Source organism: Mesorhizobium sp. M1163, assembly GCF_040318415.1.
Classification (GTDB): domain Bacteria; phylum Pseudomonadota; class Alphaproteobacteria; order Rhizobiales; family Rhizobiaceae; genus Mesorhizobium.
Genome location: NZ_JAMYMF010000022.1, coordinates 80,481 through 96,694, shown reverse-complemented (window position 1 = coordinate 96,694; position 16,214 = coordinate 80,481). Strand labels below are relative to the sequence as shown.

General features: G+C 62.9%; 17 protein-coding genes and 1 pseudogene. 13 read left to right on the top strand and 5 right to left on the bottom strand.

Annotated features, from left to right (window positions below; all coding sequences use genetic code 11):
• The first annotated feature begins 117 nt into the window (after positions 1-117).
• Complete coding sequence (locus tag NKH43_RS21050) at positions 118-540, top strand: metallopeptidase family protein (protein ID WP_023721935.1); 423 nt, start codon at positions 118-120, stop codon at positions 538-540.
• Positions 541-627: 87 nt separating this feature from the next.
• Here NKH43_RS21050 and NKH43_RS21045 read toward each other — a convergent pair whose 3' ends face one another.
• Positions 628-834 carry a DUF1737 domain-containing protein gene (locus NKH43_RS21045; RefSeq protein WP_352859667.1) on the bottom strand — a complete coding sequence of 69 codons (207 nt, stop codon included), beginning with the start codon at positions 832-834 and terminating at the stop codon, positions 628-630.
• Between the two features lie 24 nt (positions 835-858).
• Positions 859-1,740, bottom strand: a complete 882-nt coding sequence (locus NKH43_RS21040; RefSeq protein WP_352859665.1) for an HpcH/HpaI aldolase/citrate lyase family protein — start codon at positions 1,738-1,740, stop codon at positions 859-861.
• A gap of 278 nt (positions 1,741-2,018) precedes the next feature.
• Here NKH43_RS21040 and NKH43_RS21035 point away from each other — a divergent pair, with 278 nt between their 5' ends.
• The 7 genes and pseudogenes from NKH43_RS21035 to NKH43_RS21005 form a co-directional block, all read left to right on the top strand.
• Positions 2,019-3,572: a DUF4153 domain-containing protein gene (locus NKH43_RS21035; RefSeq protein WP_352859663.1), complete on the top strand. Its 1,554-nt coding sequence runs from the start codon at positions 2,019-2,021 to the stop codon at positions 3,570-3,572.
• Between the two features lie 4 nt (positions 3,573-3,576).
• Complete coding sequence (locus NKH43_RS21030) at positions 3,577-4,269, top strand: response regulator transcription factor (protein WP_352481091.1); 693 nt, start codon at positions 3,577-3,579, stop codon at positions 4,267-4,269.
• A 74-nt stretch (positions 4,270-4,343) separates the two neighbouring features.
• Positions 4,344-5,843, top strand: a complete 1,500-nt coding sequence (locus NKH43_RS21025) for an ATP-binding protein (protein ID WP_502895842.1) — start codon at positions 4,344-4,346, stop codon at positions 5,841-5,843.
• A 31-nt stretch (positions 5,844-5,874) separates the two neighbouring features.
• Positions 5,875-7,041, top strand: a complete 1,167-nt coding sequence (locus tag NKH43_RS21020; protein WP_023721929.1) for an NAD(P)/FAD-dependent oxidoreductase — start codon at positions 5,875-5,877, stop codon at positions 7,039-7,041.
• 390 nt (positions 7,042-7,431) lie between these two features.
• Positions 7,432-7,647 carry a hypothetical protein gene (locus NKH43_RS21015; protein WP_352859660.1) on the top strand — a complete coding sequence of 72 codons (216 nt, stop codon included), beginning with the start codon at positions 7,432-7,434 and terminating at the stop codon, positions 7,645-7,647.
• 235 nt (positions 7,648-7,882) lie between these two features.
• Positions 7,883-8,758 (top strand): MBL fold metallo-hydrolase, encoded by an 876-nt coding sequence (locus NKH43_RS21010; protein WP_352481087.1) that lies wholly within the window; start codon positions 7,883-7,885, stop codon positions 8,756-8,758.
• 58 nt (positions 8,759-8,816) lie between these two features.
• Positions 8,817-8,982, top strand: a pseudogene (locus NKH43_RS21005) (IS630 family transposase); the annotation flags it as partial.
• A gap of 16 nt (positions 8,983-8,998) precedes the next feature.
• Here the strand turns inward: NKH43_RS21005 and NKH43_RS21000 are convergent.
• Positions 8,999-9,424: a GNAT family N-acetyltransferase gene (locus tag NKH43_RS21000; protein ID WP_352859676.1), complete on the bottom strand. Its 426-nt coding sequence runs from the start codon at positions 9,422-9,424 to the stop codon at positions 8,999-9,001.
• Between the two features lie 166 nt (positions 9,425-9,590).
• On the opposite strand from NKH43_RS21000, the gene leuD reads away from it, so the two are divergent.
• The 5 genes from leuD (at position 9,591) to leuB (ending at position 13,360) form a co-directional block, all read left to right on the top strand.
• Positions 9,591-10,196 (top strand): 3-isopropylmalate dehydratase small subunit, encoded by a 606-nt coding sequence (gene leuD, locus NKH43_RS20995; RefSeq protein WP_023721924.1) that lies wholly within the window; start codon positions 9,591-9,593, stop codon positions 10,194-10,196.
• A 60-nt stretch (positions 10,197-10,256) separates the two neighbouring features.
• Positions 10,257-11,186 carry an Ivy family c-type lysozyme inhibitor gene (locus NKH43_RS20990; protein ID WP_352859658.1) on the top strand — a complete coding sequence of 310 codons (930 nt, stop codon included), beginning with the start codon at positions 10,257-10,259 and terminating at the stop codon, positions 11,184-11,186.
• 148 nt (positions 11,187-11,334) lie between these two features.
• Positions 11,335-11,718: a RidA family protein gene (locus NKH43_RS20985; protein ID WP_352495997.1), complete on the top strand. Its 384-nt coding sequence runs from the start codon at positions 11,335-11,337 to the stop codon at positions 11,716-11,718.
• 51 nt (positions 11,719-11,769) lie between these two features.
• Entirely contained in the window at positions 11,770-12,120 is a 351-nt protein-coding gene (locus tag NKH43_RS20980; protein WP_352570210.1) for a VOC family protein, read from the top strand.
• Between the two features lie 136 nt (positions 12,121-12,256).
• The gene (leuB, locus tag NKH43_RS20975; protein ID WP_352845400.1) at positions 12,257-13,360 is read left to right on the top strand and encodes a 3-isopropylmalate dehydrogenase; all 1,104 of its coding nucleotides are present in this window, start codon (positions 12,257-12,259) and stop codon (positions 13,358-13,360) included.
• 58 nt (positions 13,361-13,418) lie between these two features.
• Here the strand turns inward: leuB and NKH43_RS20970 are convergent, their stop codons facing one another.
• Together NKH43_RS20970 and NKH43_RS20965 are read right to left on the bottom strand one after the other, a co-directional pair.
• Positions 13,419-14,132 carry a DUF805 domain-containing protein gene (locus NKH43_RS20970; RefSeq protein WP_352859656.1) on the bottom strand — a complete coding sequence of 238 codons (714 nt, stop codon included), beginning with the start codon at positions 14,130-14,132 and terminating at the stop codon, positions 13,419-13,421.
• 88 nt (positions 14,133-14,220) lie between these two features.
• A complete protein-coding gene (locus NKH43_RS20965) occupies positions 14,221-16,053 on the bottom strand; it encodes a DEAD/DEAH box helicase (protein WP_352587998.1) in 1,833 nt (610 codons plus the stop codon).
• Positions 16,054-16,214: the final 161 nt, after the last annotated feature.

Below are 16,214 nucleotides of genomic sequence, written 5' to 3'. Positions count from 1 at the left end.
GTCAAGCGGAGTCATGGGGAATTTATTCCTGCCTTGATGGCATGGTCCGGGCGCTCCAGCCCGACCATTTGCCGAGTCCGGCCCGAAAGCCTATATGCCGGGATCAAAGGACAAAGCATGGCTCGCATCTACCAAACACGCATCTGGCACGACCAGCTTTCGCCAACGATGGAGGAAATCGAGCTCCTGGCGCTGGAGGCCTATGCCCATCTGCCGGAGGAGTTTCGCAAGCTGACCGGCGAGATCGTCATTCAGATCGCCGAATTCCCGACCGACGAGATCATGGACGACCTTTCGCTGGAAACGCCCTTCGACCTGCTCGGCCTGTTCGAGGGGCGCGGCATCGCCGAGCGCTGGAATCCGCAGACCGGCGAAGGCCCGAACCGGATCACGCTCTACCGCCGCGCCATCCTCGACTACTGGGCCGAGAACGAGGAGACGCTGGGCGACATCGTCACCCATGTGCTGATCCATGAGATCGGTCACCATTTCGGCCTGTCGGACGATGATATGGAGAAGATCGAAGAGGCAGCGGAGTGACGTCGTTTTGACTGGAGAGCGCAGCGTTCCTTCGCGCCAGCGTCCAGAAGTGTCCCGCATTCGCGGGCACCCGAAGCGATGTCAGCGCTACCAGTCGCTGAGCTTGGTGTCGGGGCCGTATTCCTGGCCTTCGATGTCCTTCACCACCGCCTGGCCGCAGCGCATGGTCTTGGCATTCTTGTCATAGGCATAGGTCGGCGAGCCGAACAGGTGCCAGCCCTCGTTGAGCGCCGCCGTCACCTTGTGGCAGAAGCTGGCGTCGTCCGGGCCGGACAAAAAGCGGTAGAGTTTCATTTTCAATCCCGTCGGGAGTTACAATCATGCGCGAACAGCGGCGGCCTTCGCCAGCAGTTTTTCGGCCTGCGCCAAATGCAGCTGCTCGACCATCTTTCCGTTCAGCGCAATCACCGCCTTGCCGGTATTTTCGGCAAGCGCGAAGGCATCCTTGATCGCGCTCGCCTCGGCTATCGCTTCAGGCGACGGCGCAAAGGCCCGGTTTGCGGCCTCGATCTGGGCCGGATGGATCAGCGATTTGCCGTCGAAGCCCATGGCGGCCGCTTCCGTGCACTCGCGCGCAAACCCGTCCATATCGCTAAAATCATTGAAGACCCCGTCGAGCAGGTCGAGGCTGCCGGCGCGCGCGGCGAGCACCATCTGCATCAGCCACGGCACGAGATAGCGCCGGTCGGGCGTGGTGAGAATTCCGGTGTCCTTGACCAGATCATTCGTTCCGGCAACGAAACAAACCAGTCGAGAGGTTGGGTCGCGGCCAAGCTCGGCGATCGGGCCGATGTTGAGCAGCGCCTTGGGTGTCTCCATCATCGCCCATAGCTTGACCTCGTCCGGCGCAAAATTGTCGTCGAGAACGTCACCGGCCTCGAGAATGTCGCGCGGCGTGTCGACCTTGGGCAGCAGGATGGCGTCGGGAGCGCATTTTGCCGCAGCCAGCAGATCGTCGGCGCCCCATTCGCTCGACAGCGCATTGATGCGCACAACCATCTCGCAGCGTCGGTTGGAACGGCCGGCGAAAATCCCCGCCAGTTTTTCGCGCGCGGAAAGCTTGTCGGCCGGGGCGACGGCGTCCTCGAGATCGATGACGACGGCATCGCAGGCCAGCGACCGGATCTTGGCCAATGCCTTGTCGTTCGAAGCCGGGACGTAAAGCACCGAGCGGCGCGGGCGGGAGGGTTCGGCAGTCATGTCCGATCTATGCCGCCTGCAGACGGCCGAGGCAAGCCGTGCATAAAAACTGCACGCAATTTCGGAAAATCTCCTCGTCTCCGCCCCGCTTGCCACCCGACAGAATGCGACAAGGGCGGCATGCAAGAGCAAACAAATTGCCGTTGGTCCCTGCCGTACCGGCTTCGCCGCGACAGCTGGTGGCTTGTCGATCCGCCCCCGGCAAACCTCCTCCCTTTCGTCCGCAAATCCCCGCCCAGATATTCCGGCCGCATCAAAGCGGCCGAGAAAGCCCGATCATGACAGCGTTCCTCACGCCGGCGCCGAGCTATTGCCGCCGCTTCGGCGTTGCCGTCCTGCTCGTCGCGCTGGCCGATTTTTTCTTCTATAGCCAACCGGCCGGCATCACGCTTTTCCTGTTCGGCGTTGCGATTGCCACCACGAGCATGGCTGTCCATCCTCTCGGCTCCTTCAACGATGGCAGGCCCTGGTTCAAGCCGGTTGCGCTGCTTGTGGCGCTGCTGCCGCTCGCGGAAAATGTCAGTGCGCTGTCCGTCTCGATCGGGCTGGCGGCGCTGGCCGTCTTCGCGCTTTCGCTGGCCGGGCGGTTGAAGCACGGGGTTGCCCGCATTGCCGGCCAACTCTCGCTATTCCTGCTTGCAACGCCCTTTCGGTTCGTCCTGGATTTCTTTCGCTGGCGCAAGGCGGCCCGGCAGCTTGGCCGACGGCGCGTGCGCCTTGCGACGATTGCCGTCTGGGTCATGCCGCTAAGCCTCGGCGCGGTGTTTCTCGCGCTGTTCGGCGCCGCCAATCCGGTCGTCGAATACTGGCTGTCGCTGATCGACCTAATGGCACTGCTCGAGCTCATCCAGCTGCCGCGTCTCGCCTTCTGGCTGTTCGTGCTGGTCGGCGTCTGGGCCTTTCTGCGCCCGCGCCTACCGCGCTTTCTCCGCTCCATTTCGCGTGTGCTGTCGCCTGTGCCTGTCGGCCGGGTGACGACAAAACCCGCCAAGGCGATCGAGGACATCATCTTCGGCAAGGCCGCGATTCTTCGTGCGCTGGTCGTCTTCAACATCCTTTTCGCGATGCAGACCGCGCTCGACGCCACCTATCTGTGGGGCGGCATCGCGCTTCCCCACGGGCTGACCTACGCCGCCTATGCGCATCGCGGCGCCTATCCCTTGATCATCACAGCGCTGCTCGCCGCCGGCTTCGTCCTGGCGGCGCTGCGGCCGGGCAGCACGACCTCCAGCGATCCGCTCATCCGCCGGCTGGTCTACGTCTGGGTGGCGCAGAACATCGTGCTGGTCATCTCGTCGATCCTGCGGCTCGACCTCTATATCGGCATCTACGCGCTGACCTACTGGCGCATCGCCGCCTTCGTCTGGATGGGACTGGTGGCGGCGGGCCTTGCCCTGATCATCGCCCGCATCGCGTTCGAAAAATCCAATGAATGGCTGCTTTCCGCCAATCTTCTGACGCTTTCAATGACGCTCTATGCCTGCTGCTTCGTCAACTTCGCGGCGCTGATCGCCAACTACAATGTCGAGCACTCATTCGAAATGACCGGCCAAGGCACCGAACTCGATTTCTGGTATCTGCGTACGCTCGGTCCCAGCGCCTGGCCGGCGCTCGACCGTTTCCTCGAGCATCAGGGCAGGACGAATGCGGCCAGCGTTTCCTCGTACCGCGAACTCGCCCGTTTGCTTGGGCAGGACGAGGCCCGCTACCGCGCCGGCCTAGAAAACTGGCGCGCCTGGAGCTTTCGCGACTGGCGGCGCCTTCGTGCTCTCGACACACGTATCCCGTTCGTGGTTCCTCCGATGTCCGAACCCTTCATGCCGGGCCGCTGATTTGATGCCGCACCACATACTGGTCGCCGACGACGATCCGCACATTCGCGAAATCATCTGCTTCGCGCTCGAAAAGGCCGGCATGAAGACGCTGGCGGTGCCGGACGGCGCGGCTGCCTTGCAGGCGATCGAACGCCGCGCGCCCGATCTCGTCGTGCTCGACATCGGCATGCCGGAAATGGACGGGCTGGAAGTGTGCCGGCGGCTGCGCCACACATCCGACGTGCCGGTGCTGTTCCTGTCAGCGCGGGATGAAGAGATCGACCGCATCCTCGGGCTGGAAATGGGCGGCGACGACTATGTCACCAAGCCGTTCAGCCCGCGCGAGCTGGTCGCCCGCGTCAACGTCATCCTGCGCCGCGCCCGGCCTGCGCCCGAACATGCCGACGATCGGCAATTCTCGCATGGCAGACTGGCCTTAGTGCCGGCAAGCCATACAGCCAGCTTCGACGGCAAGCCGCTGGTGCTGACGGGCATCGAATTCGCGATCCTGAAAGGGTTTTTGGCGCGTCCCGCGCATGTGCTCGGCCGCGACATGGTGATGGCTAATGCCTATGCTGCCAATATCCACGTCGCCGACCGCACCGTCGACAGCCATGTCCGCAACATCCGCGCCAAGCTGGCGGCGGTCGGCTGCGTCGATGCAATCGAGACCGTGCATGGCGTCGGCTTCCGGCTCGGCAAATGCGGCGCGTGAGCGCCCAAGAACGGATTGGCAGCAAATGGCGGCCACGGCTTGCCACGGTCGTCATTGCCATCCTGATCATGGTGATGGCACTGCCGCTGGCCGGCCTGTTCTTCTTCCGGCTGTACGAGAACCAGCTGATCCGCCAGACCGAGGCCGAGCTGATCGCGCAAGGTGCCGCCCTTGCCGCGATCTATGCGCTAGAGGTCCGTGAGGCCGGCCTTGCCCCGGAAAAGCTCGGCACACCCATGCCTCCACCCAGTACAAGGGATCGGGCTTCTGCCTACCAGCCGATCGAACCGCGCCTCGATCTTGCGTCCGACAGGATACTGCCGACCCGGCCCGCGGCCACGGCGGCCAGCGTCGATCCTGCCTTCGCGGCAATCGGCGCGCGGCTGTCGGGCATTCTTGCCGAGACGCAGAAAACCACGCTGGCCGGCTTTCGGCTGCTCGATCCCAGCGGCGTGGTCATTGCCGGCCGCGAGGAGGCCGGCCTGTCGCTCGCCGCGGTCGAAGAGGTTCGCGCAGCGCTTGCCGGCCGCTACGCCAGCGCGCTCAGGCTGCGGGTTCCCGACCAGCCATCGCCGCCGCTCTATTCGGTCAGCCGCGGCACCAAAGTCCGCGTCTTCGTCGCCATACCAGTTGCGGTCTCCGGCAAGGTCGCCGGCGTGGTCTATCTGTCGCGGACGCCGAACAACATCGTCAAGCATCTCTTTGGCGAGCGCGGCAAGGTGGCGCTGGCGGCAATCGCCATCCTCGGCGGCACGCTGCTGATCGGGCTGGTCTTCCTGCGCACCGTCAGCCGGCCGATCTATGCACTGATCGAGCGCACCGAGCGCATCGCCGCCGGCGACCGTGAGGCGATCAGGCCGCTTGATCACCACGGCACGCGCGAAATGGCGGCGCTCTCCGCGGCCTTCCTCGACATGGCCGAAAAGCTGCATGCGCGCTCCGACAGCATCCAGACCTTCGCCACCCACGTCTCGCACGAACTCAAATCGCCGCTGACGGCGATCCAGGGGGCAGCCGAACTGCTGCGCGATTCGGGCGGCGCGATGGACGAGGCCGAGCGGCGGCGTTTTTCAGACAATATCGTCACCGATGCCGGCCGGCTCAATCTGCTGGTGCGCCGCCTGCTTGACCTTGCGCGTGCCGAAAATCTCGAGCCCAGCGGCCAAGGCACATCACTCGCTCCGGCACTGGCGCTGCTGCCGGCCGACCACAGGCTGGCGGTGCGCCTCGAGGCGGGCGCCGATATCGGCCTGCGCATATCGGCCGAAAACGCCGCGATCGTGTTGGCCAATCTCATCGACAATTCGGCGCGACACGGCGCGACGCTGGTCTCGGTCACGGCAGCAAGCGCGGACGGCAAGGCCACCATTGTGGTGGACGATGACGGCGCCGGCATTTCGCCCAGCAACCGAGGCCGCATCTTCGAGCCGTTCTTCACCACGCGCCGCGATTCCGGCGGCACCGGCATGGGCCTCGGCATCGTGCTGGCCCTCCTGAAAGCGCATGATGGCACGATCCGGCTGGTTGACTCGGCGAGCGGCACGCGCTTCGAGATCATCCTGCCGGCGGCGTGACTCGGCGGTTCAGACCGGAAGGGCGAAAAAGGTGCATTACGACATCATCATCATCGGCGGAGCCATCGTCGGCTCCTCGGTCGCCTATTATCTGCGCGAGGAAGGGTTTTCGGGCCCGATCGCGGTTGTCGAGCGCGACCCGCAATTTTCCCATGCGGCGACAACGCTGTCCTGCGCCTCCATCCGCCAGCAGTTCTCGATCCCTGAAAACATCCGGCTGTCGCAGTTCACGCTGAAACTGTTCCGGCGGTTGAAGGAAGAATTCGGGGCGGACGCCGATATCGGCTTTCGCGAAGGCGGCTATCTGATCCTTGCCGGCGAAAACGGGCTGCCTATCCTGCAGGCCAACCACGAGGCGCAGATGGCCGAGGGCGCCGACATCGTGCTCGAGGATGCCGAGGCGCTTGTTCGTCGGTTTCCGTGGCTATCGGCCGAGGGTATCACTGCCGGGGCCTACGGCCGCAGCGGCGAGGGCTGGTTCGACGCGCATGCGATGCTGATGCTGTTCCGCAAGGCGCTGCGGACGAAGGATATCGACTTCATCACGGCGTCGGTGACCGGCATCGAGCGGCAAGGCGGCCGCGTCACCGGTGTGACCCTCGAAAATGGCGAGCGGCTTGAGGCCGGCATCGTCGTCAATGCTGCCGGGCCGAATGCCGGCAAGGTGGCAGCAATGGCCGGGCTGGCGCTGCCGGTGGAGCCGCGCAAGCGCAATGTCTTCGTCTTCGAGGCGCGCGAAAAATATGACGACATGCCGCTGCTGGTCGACCCGAGCGGCATCTATGTCCGGCCGGAAGGTTCGGTCTACATCACCGGCGGCGCCGAGCCGGAAGAGGGCGAAGGCCCCGCCGACCCCACAGATTTCGAACCCGACTGGCCGCTGTTCGAAGAGGTGATCTGGCCGGTGCTGGCGACCCGCATTCCAGCCTTCGAGGCGATCAAGCCGACGCGCGCCTGGGTCGGCCATTACGACTACAACACGCTCGACCAGAACGCGGTGATCGGTTCGCATCCCGAGGTCGGCAATTTCTTCTTCGCCAACGGTTTTTCCGGCCACGGCTTGCAGCAGGCGCCGGCGGTCGGCAAAGCGCTGGCCGAACTGATCGTCCATGGCGGCTATCGCACGGTGGATTGCTCGGCGTTTGGGTATAGCCGTGTCGCTGAGGGGCGGGCGTTTCGTGAATTGAACGTGATTTGAGGGAAGGCCGCCCAGAATAAGCCGCTCTGTCGAGTTCCCGCCCACCCCCTCTGTCCTGCCGGACAGAGGGGGGCTGTCCCGCCGATATCAAAAGTCCGCACGCTAGTAGTCAAAACCTGACGCTTGGTACCCGAAACGGAATACCGCTGCCGACTCATTTCGGACATCTAGGGCAGATACTTAAAGATCCATGGAAAGCAGGAATTTGACTTGACCTCCACTAGTTGGAAGGCACTTTCAGTGTTGATGTTCGCAATTATCCCATTCTCTGGATGAAGCAACGACCCTGAGTCACCGGAGAACAAACGTATATACTCTGTTCTCCAGCATCAGGAGTTTGAATTACGTCAGCAGAATAATCGTGCCAATTATTTTTTTGGCAAGCGAGTAATGGATACTGAAATCAATACTATCGCCTTCCCTCTCGCCGGTGAGGCGAAAGGCTATGTAGTGTTTTATGCCACGCCCGAAGAGGGTGGGTTAATTCTGTCGGTTCCGCAGCAATATGACGATATCAGTCTGACGAAGCAGACGCTTGAAGCCATCGTTGATAAAGGCCTCATCTCAAAGCCGCTTGAAATTCACCTTGCGTCACGCGCGCACTGAGCGCTTTGCCAAAAAGTACATGGTAGCGTCCGCTTTCCACCCTGAGCGGGCTTACGGCCCCGGAACCAAGCGTCAGATTTCGACCACTAGTGGTTAAGTTCTAACGCTTGGTACCCGATCGTGAGCGCGGCCACATCGCGAGCGCTCCTTCTCCTACAGGCAGAAATGTCTGACGCCATCTGGCCGCAAATGTTATCTCTAGTGATCCGTCCTCGATCGAAGAAGGATGCAGTCAGTGGATGACTGGAGAATCGGGAATATCTGGATAACCAGAATTCTGGAGATGTGCGACCCCCTGCGGACGCCGTCGGAATGGTTTCCCGACTGCACCGATGAAGCGCTCGAACCGCATCTTCATTGGCTCACGCCGCGATTAATATCGCCTGCAACCGGCCGGCTTATTCTTCCCATCCAGAGTTTTCTTGTTCGTACCGGACACCACACCATTCTGGTCGACAGTTGCGTCGGCAACGATAAGACGTTCGCATACTTCCCCCATTGGCATCGCCGCAATGACGGCACCTTTTTGGAGCGCCTGGCAAATGCAGGTGTTGCTCCCGAGCAGATCGACTATGTGCTGTGCACCCATCTTCATGTCGACCATTGCGGTTGGAACACACGATTGGTGGACGGGCGTTGGATACCGACATTCCCGAACGCCCGCTACATCATGGCGCGGCGCGAGTTCGAGGCCGCACAGGCGGCCTCCGGTGATGACGAAGATCGGACCTATGAGGACAATGTGTTGCCAATCGTCGAGGCTGGTCGGGCTGTGCTTGTCGATATGGATTATGAACTCGATGGCGAAGTGTGGCTGGAACCGACGCCGGGCCACACCCCGGGGCACGTAGCCATCGGCCTGAAATCTCGAGGCGTAGGGGCAGTGTTTTCCGGCGATCTCATGCATTGGCCGATGCAATGCATATACCCTGACTGGAGCTTTCGGTACGACACGGACCCTGACCAGGCACGTCGGACGAGATGGGCATTCCTGGAGGCTTGCTCGGACAATGGCCGCATCGTAATGACGTCGCATTTTCCCTTGCCGTCGGTGGGAACCATCTCGCGACGCCAGTCATCATTCTGGTTCGAGGATCAGCAGCCGCCGTAATCGCCGAGGACGCCGACTGGGCGATCGCCCTCGGCCACCCGCACTTGTCGAAGCGCCGCTCAAGCGCGGCGTCTTTCACTCGGTGGTCGACCTCCAGGGCGGCAATCTACTCCTTCCTCGCCGAGCACAACCAGCAGCCCAGACCCTTCATCTGGACCGCCGACCCCGACAGGATCGCCGCCGCGGTCAAACGCGGGCACCAAACGTTAGATTCGATCCACTAGCTGGCAAGGCAACGCGTCAGCGCTTGCGGTCGAACCAGAACGCGTCGGACACGCGCTTCATGCCGATGCGCTCATAAAAGCCGACGGCGTCGGGCATGGAAATCAGGCTTATGGCAACGGAAGGCCCGAGTTGCCGGCGCGCTTCATCAAGCAGGCCCTTGCCGATGCCGAGCCCTTGCGCCGATTTGCAAACGGCGAGCTCGGAAACGTAACAGACCCACGAGAAATCGGTAACACCGCGGGCAACACCGACCAGCGGCTTGCCTTCTGTATCGAGACGCGCGGTGAACACCAAATTGGCCCCTGACAGCATCGCGTTCAATCGGGTGTCGTCATCGACGGGGCGATTGGCGCCGAGGCCGGATTCCACCAGAACGCGGCGGAACTCGGCGATGCCGAGACCCGGTTCGCTGGCGTAGAGGACCTTGGATCGCGTTGTCATGTCGACAAAAGTGCACCATGGGCCGGTGGTTTTGAAGCTGTTTTGTACCGATCTTGCGTTTCGATCGACGACGGAGGTCCAAAAACAGCCGCCTTTTATTTGCCCGCGGCTTTGTGTAAACCGGGCGCCAGCAATTTCCCGCAACAAGAAGAAGACGGGCAAGGACATGGAAAAATTCACCAAGCTCACCGGCGTCGCCGCGCCGATGCCGATCGTCAATGTCGACACCGACATGATCATCCCCAAGGATTATCTCAAGACGATCAAGCGCACCGGACTCGGCACCGGCCTGTTCGCCGAAATGCGCTACAAGGACGATGGTTCGGAAAACCCGGACTTCGTGCTCAACAAGCCGGCCTACCGCAAGGCGCAGATCCTGGTCGCCGGCGATAATTTCGGCTGCGGCTCGAGCCGGGAACATGCGCCGTGGGCGCTGCTCGATTTCGGCATCCGTTGCGTCATCTCGACCTCGTTCGCCGACATTTTCTACAACAATTGCTTCAAGAACGGCATCCTGCCGATCACCGTCAGCCCGGAAGATCTTGAGAAACTGATGGACGATGCTTCGCGCGGTTCGAACGCGACGCTGTCGGTCGATCTGGAGGCCAAGGAAATCCGTGGGCCTGACGGCGGCGTGGTCAAGTTCGACCTCGACGAGTTCAAGCGCCATTGCCTGCTCAACGGGCTCGACGATATCGGCCTGACCATGGAAAAAGCCGGCGCCATCGCTTCGTTCGAGAAGAGGAACGCCGCTGAGCGCCCCTGGGCCTGAGCGGTACGATGCCCCGGCCGCGACAGGCCGGGTTCGTGGCGGCTGAACGGAGGGACAGTCATGACACGTTCGCTTCTTGTCGGCGCCTGCGCGCTGGCGTGGATTCTGATGCCGGTGGCTGGCGCGCATGCACAGACCGACATGGTGCTCGTGCCGGCTGACGATGCGCCCGGCAGGGCCGCCGACCAGGGCGCGTTGAGCAATGCGGCCCTAGCCGACAATGACAAACAGGCGCCGATCCCGTTCGAGGGCGGCCAACTGACCATCACCCAGGAGGAAGAGTACGGGGAACGGGTGCTCGCCTTCGACGGCAAGGAACTGGCGCGCAATTATGACGTCTTCTTCGACAAGATCGTCGAGGTCGGCGGCGTCAAGGTGGCGCTGATCGATGTCGGCGACGGCGGCAATCAATGCGGCCCGGCCAAGGTGATCGTGTGGAAGCCGGAAGGCGGCACGATCCAGACGGTCACGGTCGAGCAGGACGAATGCGGCGCGCCGCCGACCGCGATCTCCGACAGCGCCATCTATTTCGTGCCCTATCTTTTGCCGGGCGATTCCAAGCCGGCGCTGCAATGGTCGCCGACGGCCGGGCTGACGACCTCGGGCAATCTCACCTATATGCCGGAGCCGGGCACCGACTGGAAGGACGTCGATCCGTCGAAATACGACAACATCATCGATGCCTTTCACAACGAGGCTGTCTACAGGCTAGCCGAGACGCTGCTCGGCGAGGACATGCCCGACATGGCGACTAGCCTGCTGGTCGGCGGCGGAACTGAGAAGACCGCTTCGGGCGCCTTTTTTGCCAGCGGCTGCGTGCCGCATGATTGCGGCGGCAATGACGGCTTCATGGCGGTCGACCCGGTCAAGCACAAGCTCTATTTCGCCCGCCGCGGCGACAAGCCCGAGCCGGACGCGTGGCCAGCGGTGAGTACATGGCCGGCCGACGTCAAGGAAGCGCTGGACAAGGCGCTGGGGTCGGCGAATTAGGTACTTTTGCAAAGCGCAGTGACCACCACGCCTTGGACGAGAGGGCTTTGTCGAGGCGGGAGACTCATAACAACCGTCAGTTCTATCTGGCCCATGGCGGGATCGGCTCGTTCCCTGCAAGATATCCGCGACGATTTGCGGAGGACCCATGCGAAAACTGATCTCCACCGGTTCGCCTTTCGAAAAGACCGCCGGCTATTCGCGCGCCGTGGTGCAGGGCGACTGGTGTTTCGTGTCCGGAACGACCGGCTACGATTATGCGACCATGTCGATGCCGGAGACCGTGGAGGCACAAACGCGCAATTGCCTGACGACGATCGCCAAGGCGTTGCGAGATGGCGGCTTCGAAATGGCTGACGTGGTGCGGGCACATTACTACATCACCGATGCGGCTTTCGTAGATGTGGTGTTCCCGATCCTCGGCGAGGCGTTTGGCGAGATCAGGCCGGCAGCGACGATGATCGTGTGCCAGCTCAACAAGCCGGAAATGAAGATCGAGATCGAGGTGACGGCGCTGCGGCGCACAGCCTGATACCTGTCACGGTTGTGACAACGATACGGTTAGCACGAGGATCGGCCCATGGTGAAGGTCAGACGCATCGTTGCAAACATAGACACGCAGGATATCGCGGCGGCAAAACCCTTCTATCAGGATGTGCTCGGCCTCGATCTCAAGATGGATATGGGCTGGATCGCTACCTATGGCTCGCAAGAGACGATGTCCGTACAGGTCAGTTTCATGGCCGAAGGGGGATCAGGAACGCCGGTGCCGGACATCTCTATCGAAGTCGACGACGTCGATGCCGCGCTTGAAAGCATGAGGACGGCCGGCTTTGCCATCGAATACGGTCCGGCGGACGAACCCTGGGGCGTGCGGCGCTTCTTCGTGCGCGACCCGTTCGGCAGGCTGGTCAATATCCTTTCGCATCTGTAGGCGTTTTGTCTTGAGCATCGGATTTTCCCAAAACCGGTTTCCACTTTGAGTCCGATGCTCTGAACCGCAGGCTTGCGCGCCGGCTGCTTGGCGTTTAGCAAGGCCGCGGCTCACGACACAATCAGGACGGTTCCACATGGCTTCCAAAAATCTTCTCCTGCTTGCCGGCGATGGCATAGGCCCCGAGGCGATGGCCGAGGTGAAGAAGCTGATTTCCGCCATGAACGACAAGCTCGGCAGCGATTTCGTCACTGATGAAGGCCTTGTCGGCGGCTGCGCCTATGATGCGCATGGCGCGGCGATATCCGATGCCGACATGGCCAAGGCAATGGCGGCCGACGCCGTGCTGTTCGGCGCCGTCGGCGGACCGAAATGGGATGCCGTGCCTTACGAGGTGCGCCCGGAGGCGGGTCTGCTGCGGCTGCGCAAGGACATGGAGCTGTTCGCTAATCTCCGACCCGCCATTTGCTATCCGGCGCTGGCGGCCTCCTCCTCGCTCAAACAGGAGGTGGTCGAGGGGCTAGACATCCTGATCGTGCGCGAGCTCACCGGCGGCGTCTATTTCGGTGAGCCGAAGCAGATCATCGATCTCGGCAACGGCCAGAAGCGCGGTATCGACACCCAGGTCTACGATACTTTCGAGATCGAGCGCATTTCGGGCGTTGCCTTCGAATTGGCACGCACGCGCAAGAACCATGTCACCTCGATGGAAAAGCGCAATGTGATGAAATCGGGCGTGCTGTGGAACGAGGTCGTCAGCCAGACGCAAAAGGCCAGGTATGCCGACGTCAAGCTCGACCATATGCTCGCCGATGCCGGCGGCATGCAGCTGGTGCGCTGGCCCAAGCAGTTCGATGTCATCGTCACCGACAATCTGTTCGGCGACATGCTGTCCGACATCGCCGCCATGCTGACCGGCTCGATCGGCATGCTGCCGTCGGCCTCGCTCGGCGCGCCGGATGCGAAGACAAAAAAGCGCAAGGCGCTCTACGAGCCGGTGCATGGCTCGGCGCCCGACATCGCCGGCAAGGGCATCGCCAATCCGATCGCCATGATCGCCTCCTTCGCCATGTGCATGCGCTATTCCTTCGGCATGGTGACTGAAGCCGACAAGCTCGAAGGTGCGATCGCCGCCGTGCTCGACGACGGCCTGCGCACCAGGGATATTCATTCGCCGGGGATGACCGAGGTCGGCACCGCTGAGATGGGCGACGCGATCATCGCCAAGTTCCTGGGCTGATCCTGTGTAGGTCGACGTCCGCTGGGCGACTGCCGCCGATGCGGCGGCACTCCCGCGGTTAGATTTGGACACCCGCCGGCACCGGACCCCACTGGTTTTCACGCGGCTGGGTCGGGATCAGCGCAAAGATCAGGATGATCACGGTGCCGAAGGTCGGGATCAGGAAAAGCAGGAAGAGCCAGCCGGTCAGGCCGATATCGTGCAGGCGGCGCACGTTGAGCCCGAACCACGGCAGGGCTGTCGCCAGCAGGAAGAGGCCGCAAAGGCCGACCGTCACTGCCGGCAATTCACTGTTGTCGAGATTGCCCATGGCGTCGTCGATGAAGACGCCGAATCCTATCGCCACGATCAGCGCGATCGTCCAGAACAGGCAATAGCCCCAATATTCCTTGCGGCGGGCACGGCCGGCGAAGTTGAAATAATTTTCGGTCAGGCCACGCGAGAAGTAGCTCCACAGGCCGGTGGATTCGGCGGTTTGATTTTCAGCGGAACGGCCGAAATGTTGCGGCTGACGTGCCGCGGGCGCATTGCCGGCCTGAGATGGGGCGGCGGTTGCAGCGGAGGCGTCGGCGGGTGCACTGGCAGGTTGGGCGTGGATCGAAAAAACATCGCGTGCCCGTCCGCCAGCCGGCTGGAATTCGACGGTCGTGCCTCCGGCAACCGACGCTTGGCGGCGCAAGTCCTCGCGCGCGAAGCTGTAGCGGTTGCCATCGGCCCCGGTAATGAAACCGAAGGCCTGGTCCTCGTCATAGTGAAGAACTTCGCCGCGCATGTCCTGCCCACCCCATTGCCCTGCCCCAGACTGTGCAAAGTTCCGGTAGACCGCAAGGGGCGTGCGCGAAATGGAAGGGGCAGGCTATTCACCCCGGCCGTTTCTTCGATTTCTTGTGTTTCGCCGGTCCGCCTTCGAATTTCGCCTTGGCCGGTTTGCCGGCCCAGGGCTTTGCCTCGAATGCCGGGCGCTGGTCAGCCGGTGCGCGCTTCTCGAATTTGGGCGCGTTCTGATCGAATGTCCGCTTGCCGCGGTGCGGCTTCTTGTCGGGGCGCGGCTCCTGATAGCCGGCCCGCGACAGATCGGGCGTGCCGTCCAGCCGCTTGACCGCAATGTTGCCCTGCAGCTTGCGGTCGGGGCCGATCGCGGCGAGGAAGCGCTCGGCCCAGTCCGCCGCGATCTGCACGAAGGTTTCTTCCGGCTGCATCTTGATGGCGCCGATCTCGCGCTTGGAGATGCCGCCTGTCCGGCACAGCATCGGGATCAGCCAGCGCGGCTCGGCATTCTGCCGGCGTCCGACCGACAGCGAGAACCAGACGCTGTCGCCGAAATCGTCGCGGCGGCTCGGTGCCTCGTCCCGGCGCGCAAATTTTTCGCCCGACGGCGTGAACGGTGCGACGTCGAGAAGGTCCTCCGGCGCCGAGCGGCTGGAGCGGCACATCCGTACGAAGGCTGCGGCGACCTGTTCCGGCCCGTGCTGATCGAGAAGCGCCTGGACGAAGCCGCGCTCCTCATCCTTCATAGGCTCGCTGAGGACCGGGTCGGCGAGAATGCGCTCGTCATCGCGCCGTATCACGTCGTCGGCCGAGGGCGGGCTCGCCCAGGTCGCCGCAAGGCCGGCACTTTGCAGCAGCCGCTCGGTGCGCTTGCGGGCATTGTTCGGCACGATCAGCGCGCTGACGCCCTTGCGCCCCGCCCGTCCCGTTCGCCCGCTTCGGTGCAGAAGCGTCTCCGGGTTGGTCGGCAAGTCGGCATGGATGACCAGCTCGAGATTGGGCAGGTCGATGCCACGCGCCGCGACGTCAGTGGCGATGCAGACTTTGGCGCGGCCGTCGCGCATCGCCTGCAGCGCGTGGCTGCGCTCGTTTTGGCTCAGCTCGCCGGACAGTGCCACGACGGAAAAGTTGCGGTTGTTGAAGCGTGCTGTCAGGTGATTGACGGCGGCACGCGTGTTGCAGAACACCAGCGCGTTCTTCGCCTCATAGTACCGCAGCACGTTGATGATGGCGTTTTCGCGGTCGGCCTGCGCGACGCCCAGCGCCCGGTATTCGATGTCGAGATGCTGCTTCTCCTCGCCCGAGGCCGAGATGCGCACGGCATCGCGCTGGTAGCCCTTGGCCAGCGTGGCGATGGAGCGCGGCACGGTCGCGGAAAACATCAACGTGCGGCGCTCGGCAGGGGCGGCGTCGAGGATGAATTCCAGGTCCTCGCGAAAGCCGAGATCGAGCATCTCGTCGGCCTCGTCGAGCACGACTGCCTTGAGCGCCGACATGTCGAGAGAATTGCGGGTGATGTGGTCGCGCAGGCGGCCGGGCGTGCCGACGACGATATGGGCCCCACGCTCCAGCGCGCGTCGCTCGGTGCGCATGTCCATGCCGCCGACGCAGGACGACACCGTGGCGCCTGTCAGCTCGTAGAGCCATTCCAGCTCGCGCGTCACCTGCAGGGCCAGCTCCCGCGTCGGCGCCACGGCCAGCGCCAGGGGTGCCGCCGCGTGGGAAAAGCGCTCGGCGCCGTCGAGCAGCGTCGGCGCCAAGGCCAGTCCGAAAGCGACGGTCTTGCCGGAGCCGGTCTGGGCTGAAACCAGCGCATCGGCCTGACCGAGCTCAAGAACCGCTTTCTGCACCGGTGTCAGCTCGACATAGCCGCGTTTTTCCAGCGCCTTTGCCAGCGCGGGGACAATAGCTTCGAAGTTGGACATATGCTTCTTTCGAAATTCGGATTCTTAAATGCCCGGCGACGGGTCTGATGTCGGCAAGCGCCACGACGGGCGCCACGAGCCAAACGATGCCCGTTCGTACTTCGTGCCGCCCTCATTGTACAGGGCGGGCGATCCGCCTGGTTGCGATTGACTCCTTACGC

Bases quoted from the DNA above. Each gene is read 5' to 3' on its own strand.
- NKH43_RS20985 (WP_352495997.1), top strand. From the start codon at position 11,335: ATGCGAAAACTGATCTCCACCGGTTCGCCTTTCGAAAAGACCGCCGGC.
- NKH43_RS20970 (WP_352859656.1), bottom strand. From the start codon at position 14,132: ATGCGCGGCGAAGTTCTTCACTATGACGAGGACCAGGCCTTCGGTTTC.
- NKH43_RS21000 (WP_352859676.1), bottom strand. From the start codon at position 9,424: ATGACAACGCGATCCAAGGTCCTCTACGCCAGCGAACCGGGTCTCGGC.
- NKH43_RS21025 (WP_502895842.1), top strand. From the start codon at position 4,344: ATGGCACTGCCGCTGGCCGGCCTGTTCTTCTTCCGGCTGTACGAGAAC.
- NKH43_RS21050 (WP_023721935.1), top strand. From the start codon at position 118: ATGGCTCGCATCTACCAAACACGCATCTGGCACGACCAGCTTTCGCCA.
- NKH43_RS21040 (WP_352859665.1), bottom strand. From the start codon at position 1,740: ATGACTGCCGAACCCTCCCGCCCGCGCCGCTCGGTGCTTTACGTCCCG.
- NKH43_RS21045 (WP_352859667.1), bottom strand. From the start codon at position 834: ATGAAACTCTACCGCTTTTTGTCCGGCCCGGACGACGCCAGCTTCTGC.
- NKH43_RS21035 (WP_352859663.1), top strand. From the start codon at position 2,019: ATGACAGCGTTCCTCACGCCGGCGCCGAGCTATTGCCGCCGCTTCGGC.
- NKH43_RS20965 (WP_352587998.1), bottom strand. From the start codon at position 16,053: ATGTCCAACTTCGAAGCTATTGTCCCCGCGCTGGCAAAGGCGCTGGAA.
- NKH43_RS21030 (WP_352481091.1), top strand. From the start codon at position 3,577: ATGCCGCACCACATACTGGTCGCCGACGACGATCCGCACATTCGCGAA.
- NKH43_RS21015 (WP_352859660.1), top strand. From the start codon at position 7,432: ATGGATACTGAAATCAATACTATCGCCTTCCCTCTCGCCGGTGAGGCG.
- leuD (WP_023721924.1), top strand. From the start codon at position 9,591: ATGGAAAAATTCACCAAGCTCACCGGCGTCGCCGCGCCGATGCCGATC.
- NKH43_RS20990 (WP_352859658.1), top strand. From the start codon at position 10,257: ATGACACGTTCGCTTCTTGTCGGCGCCTGCGCGCTGGCGTGGATTCTG.
- leuB (WP_352845400.1), top strand. From the start codon at position 12,257: ATGGCTTCCAAAAATCTTCTCCTGCTTGCCGGCGATGGCATAGGCCCC.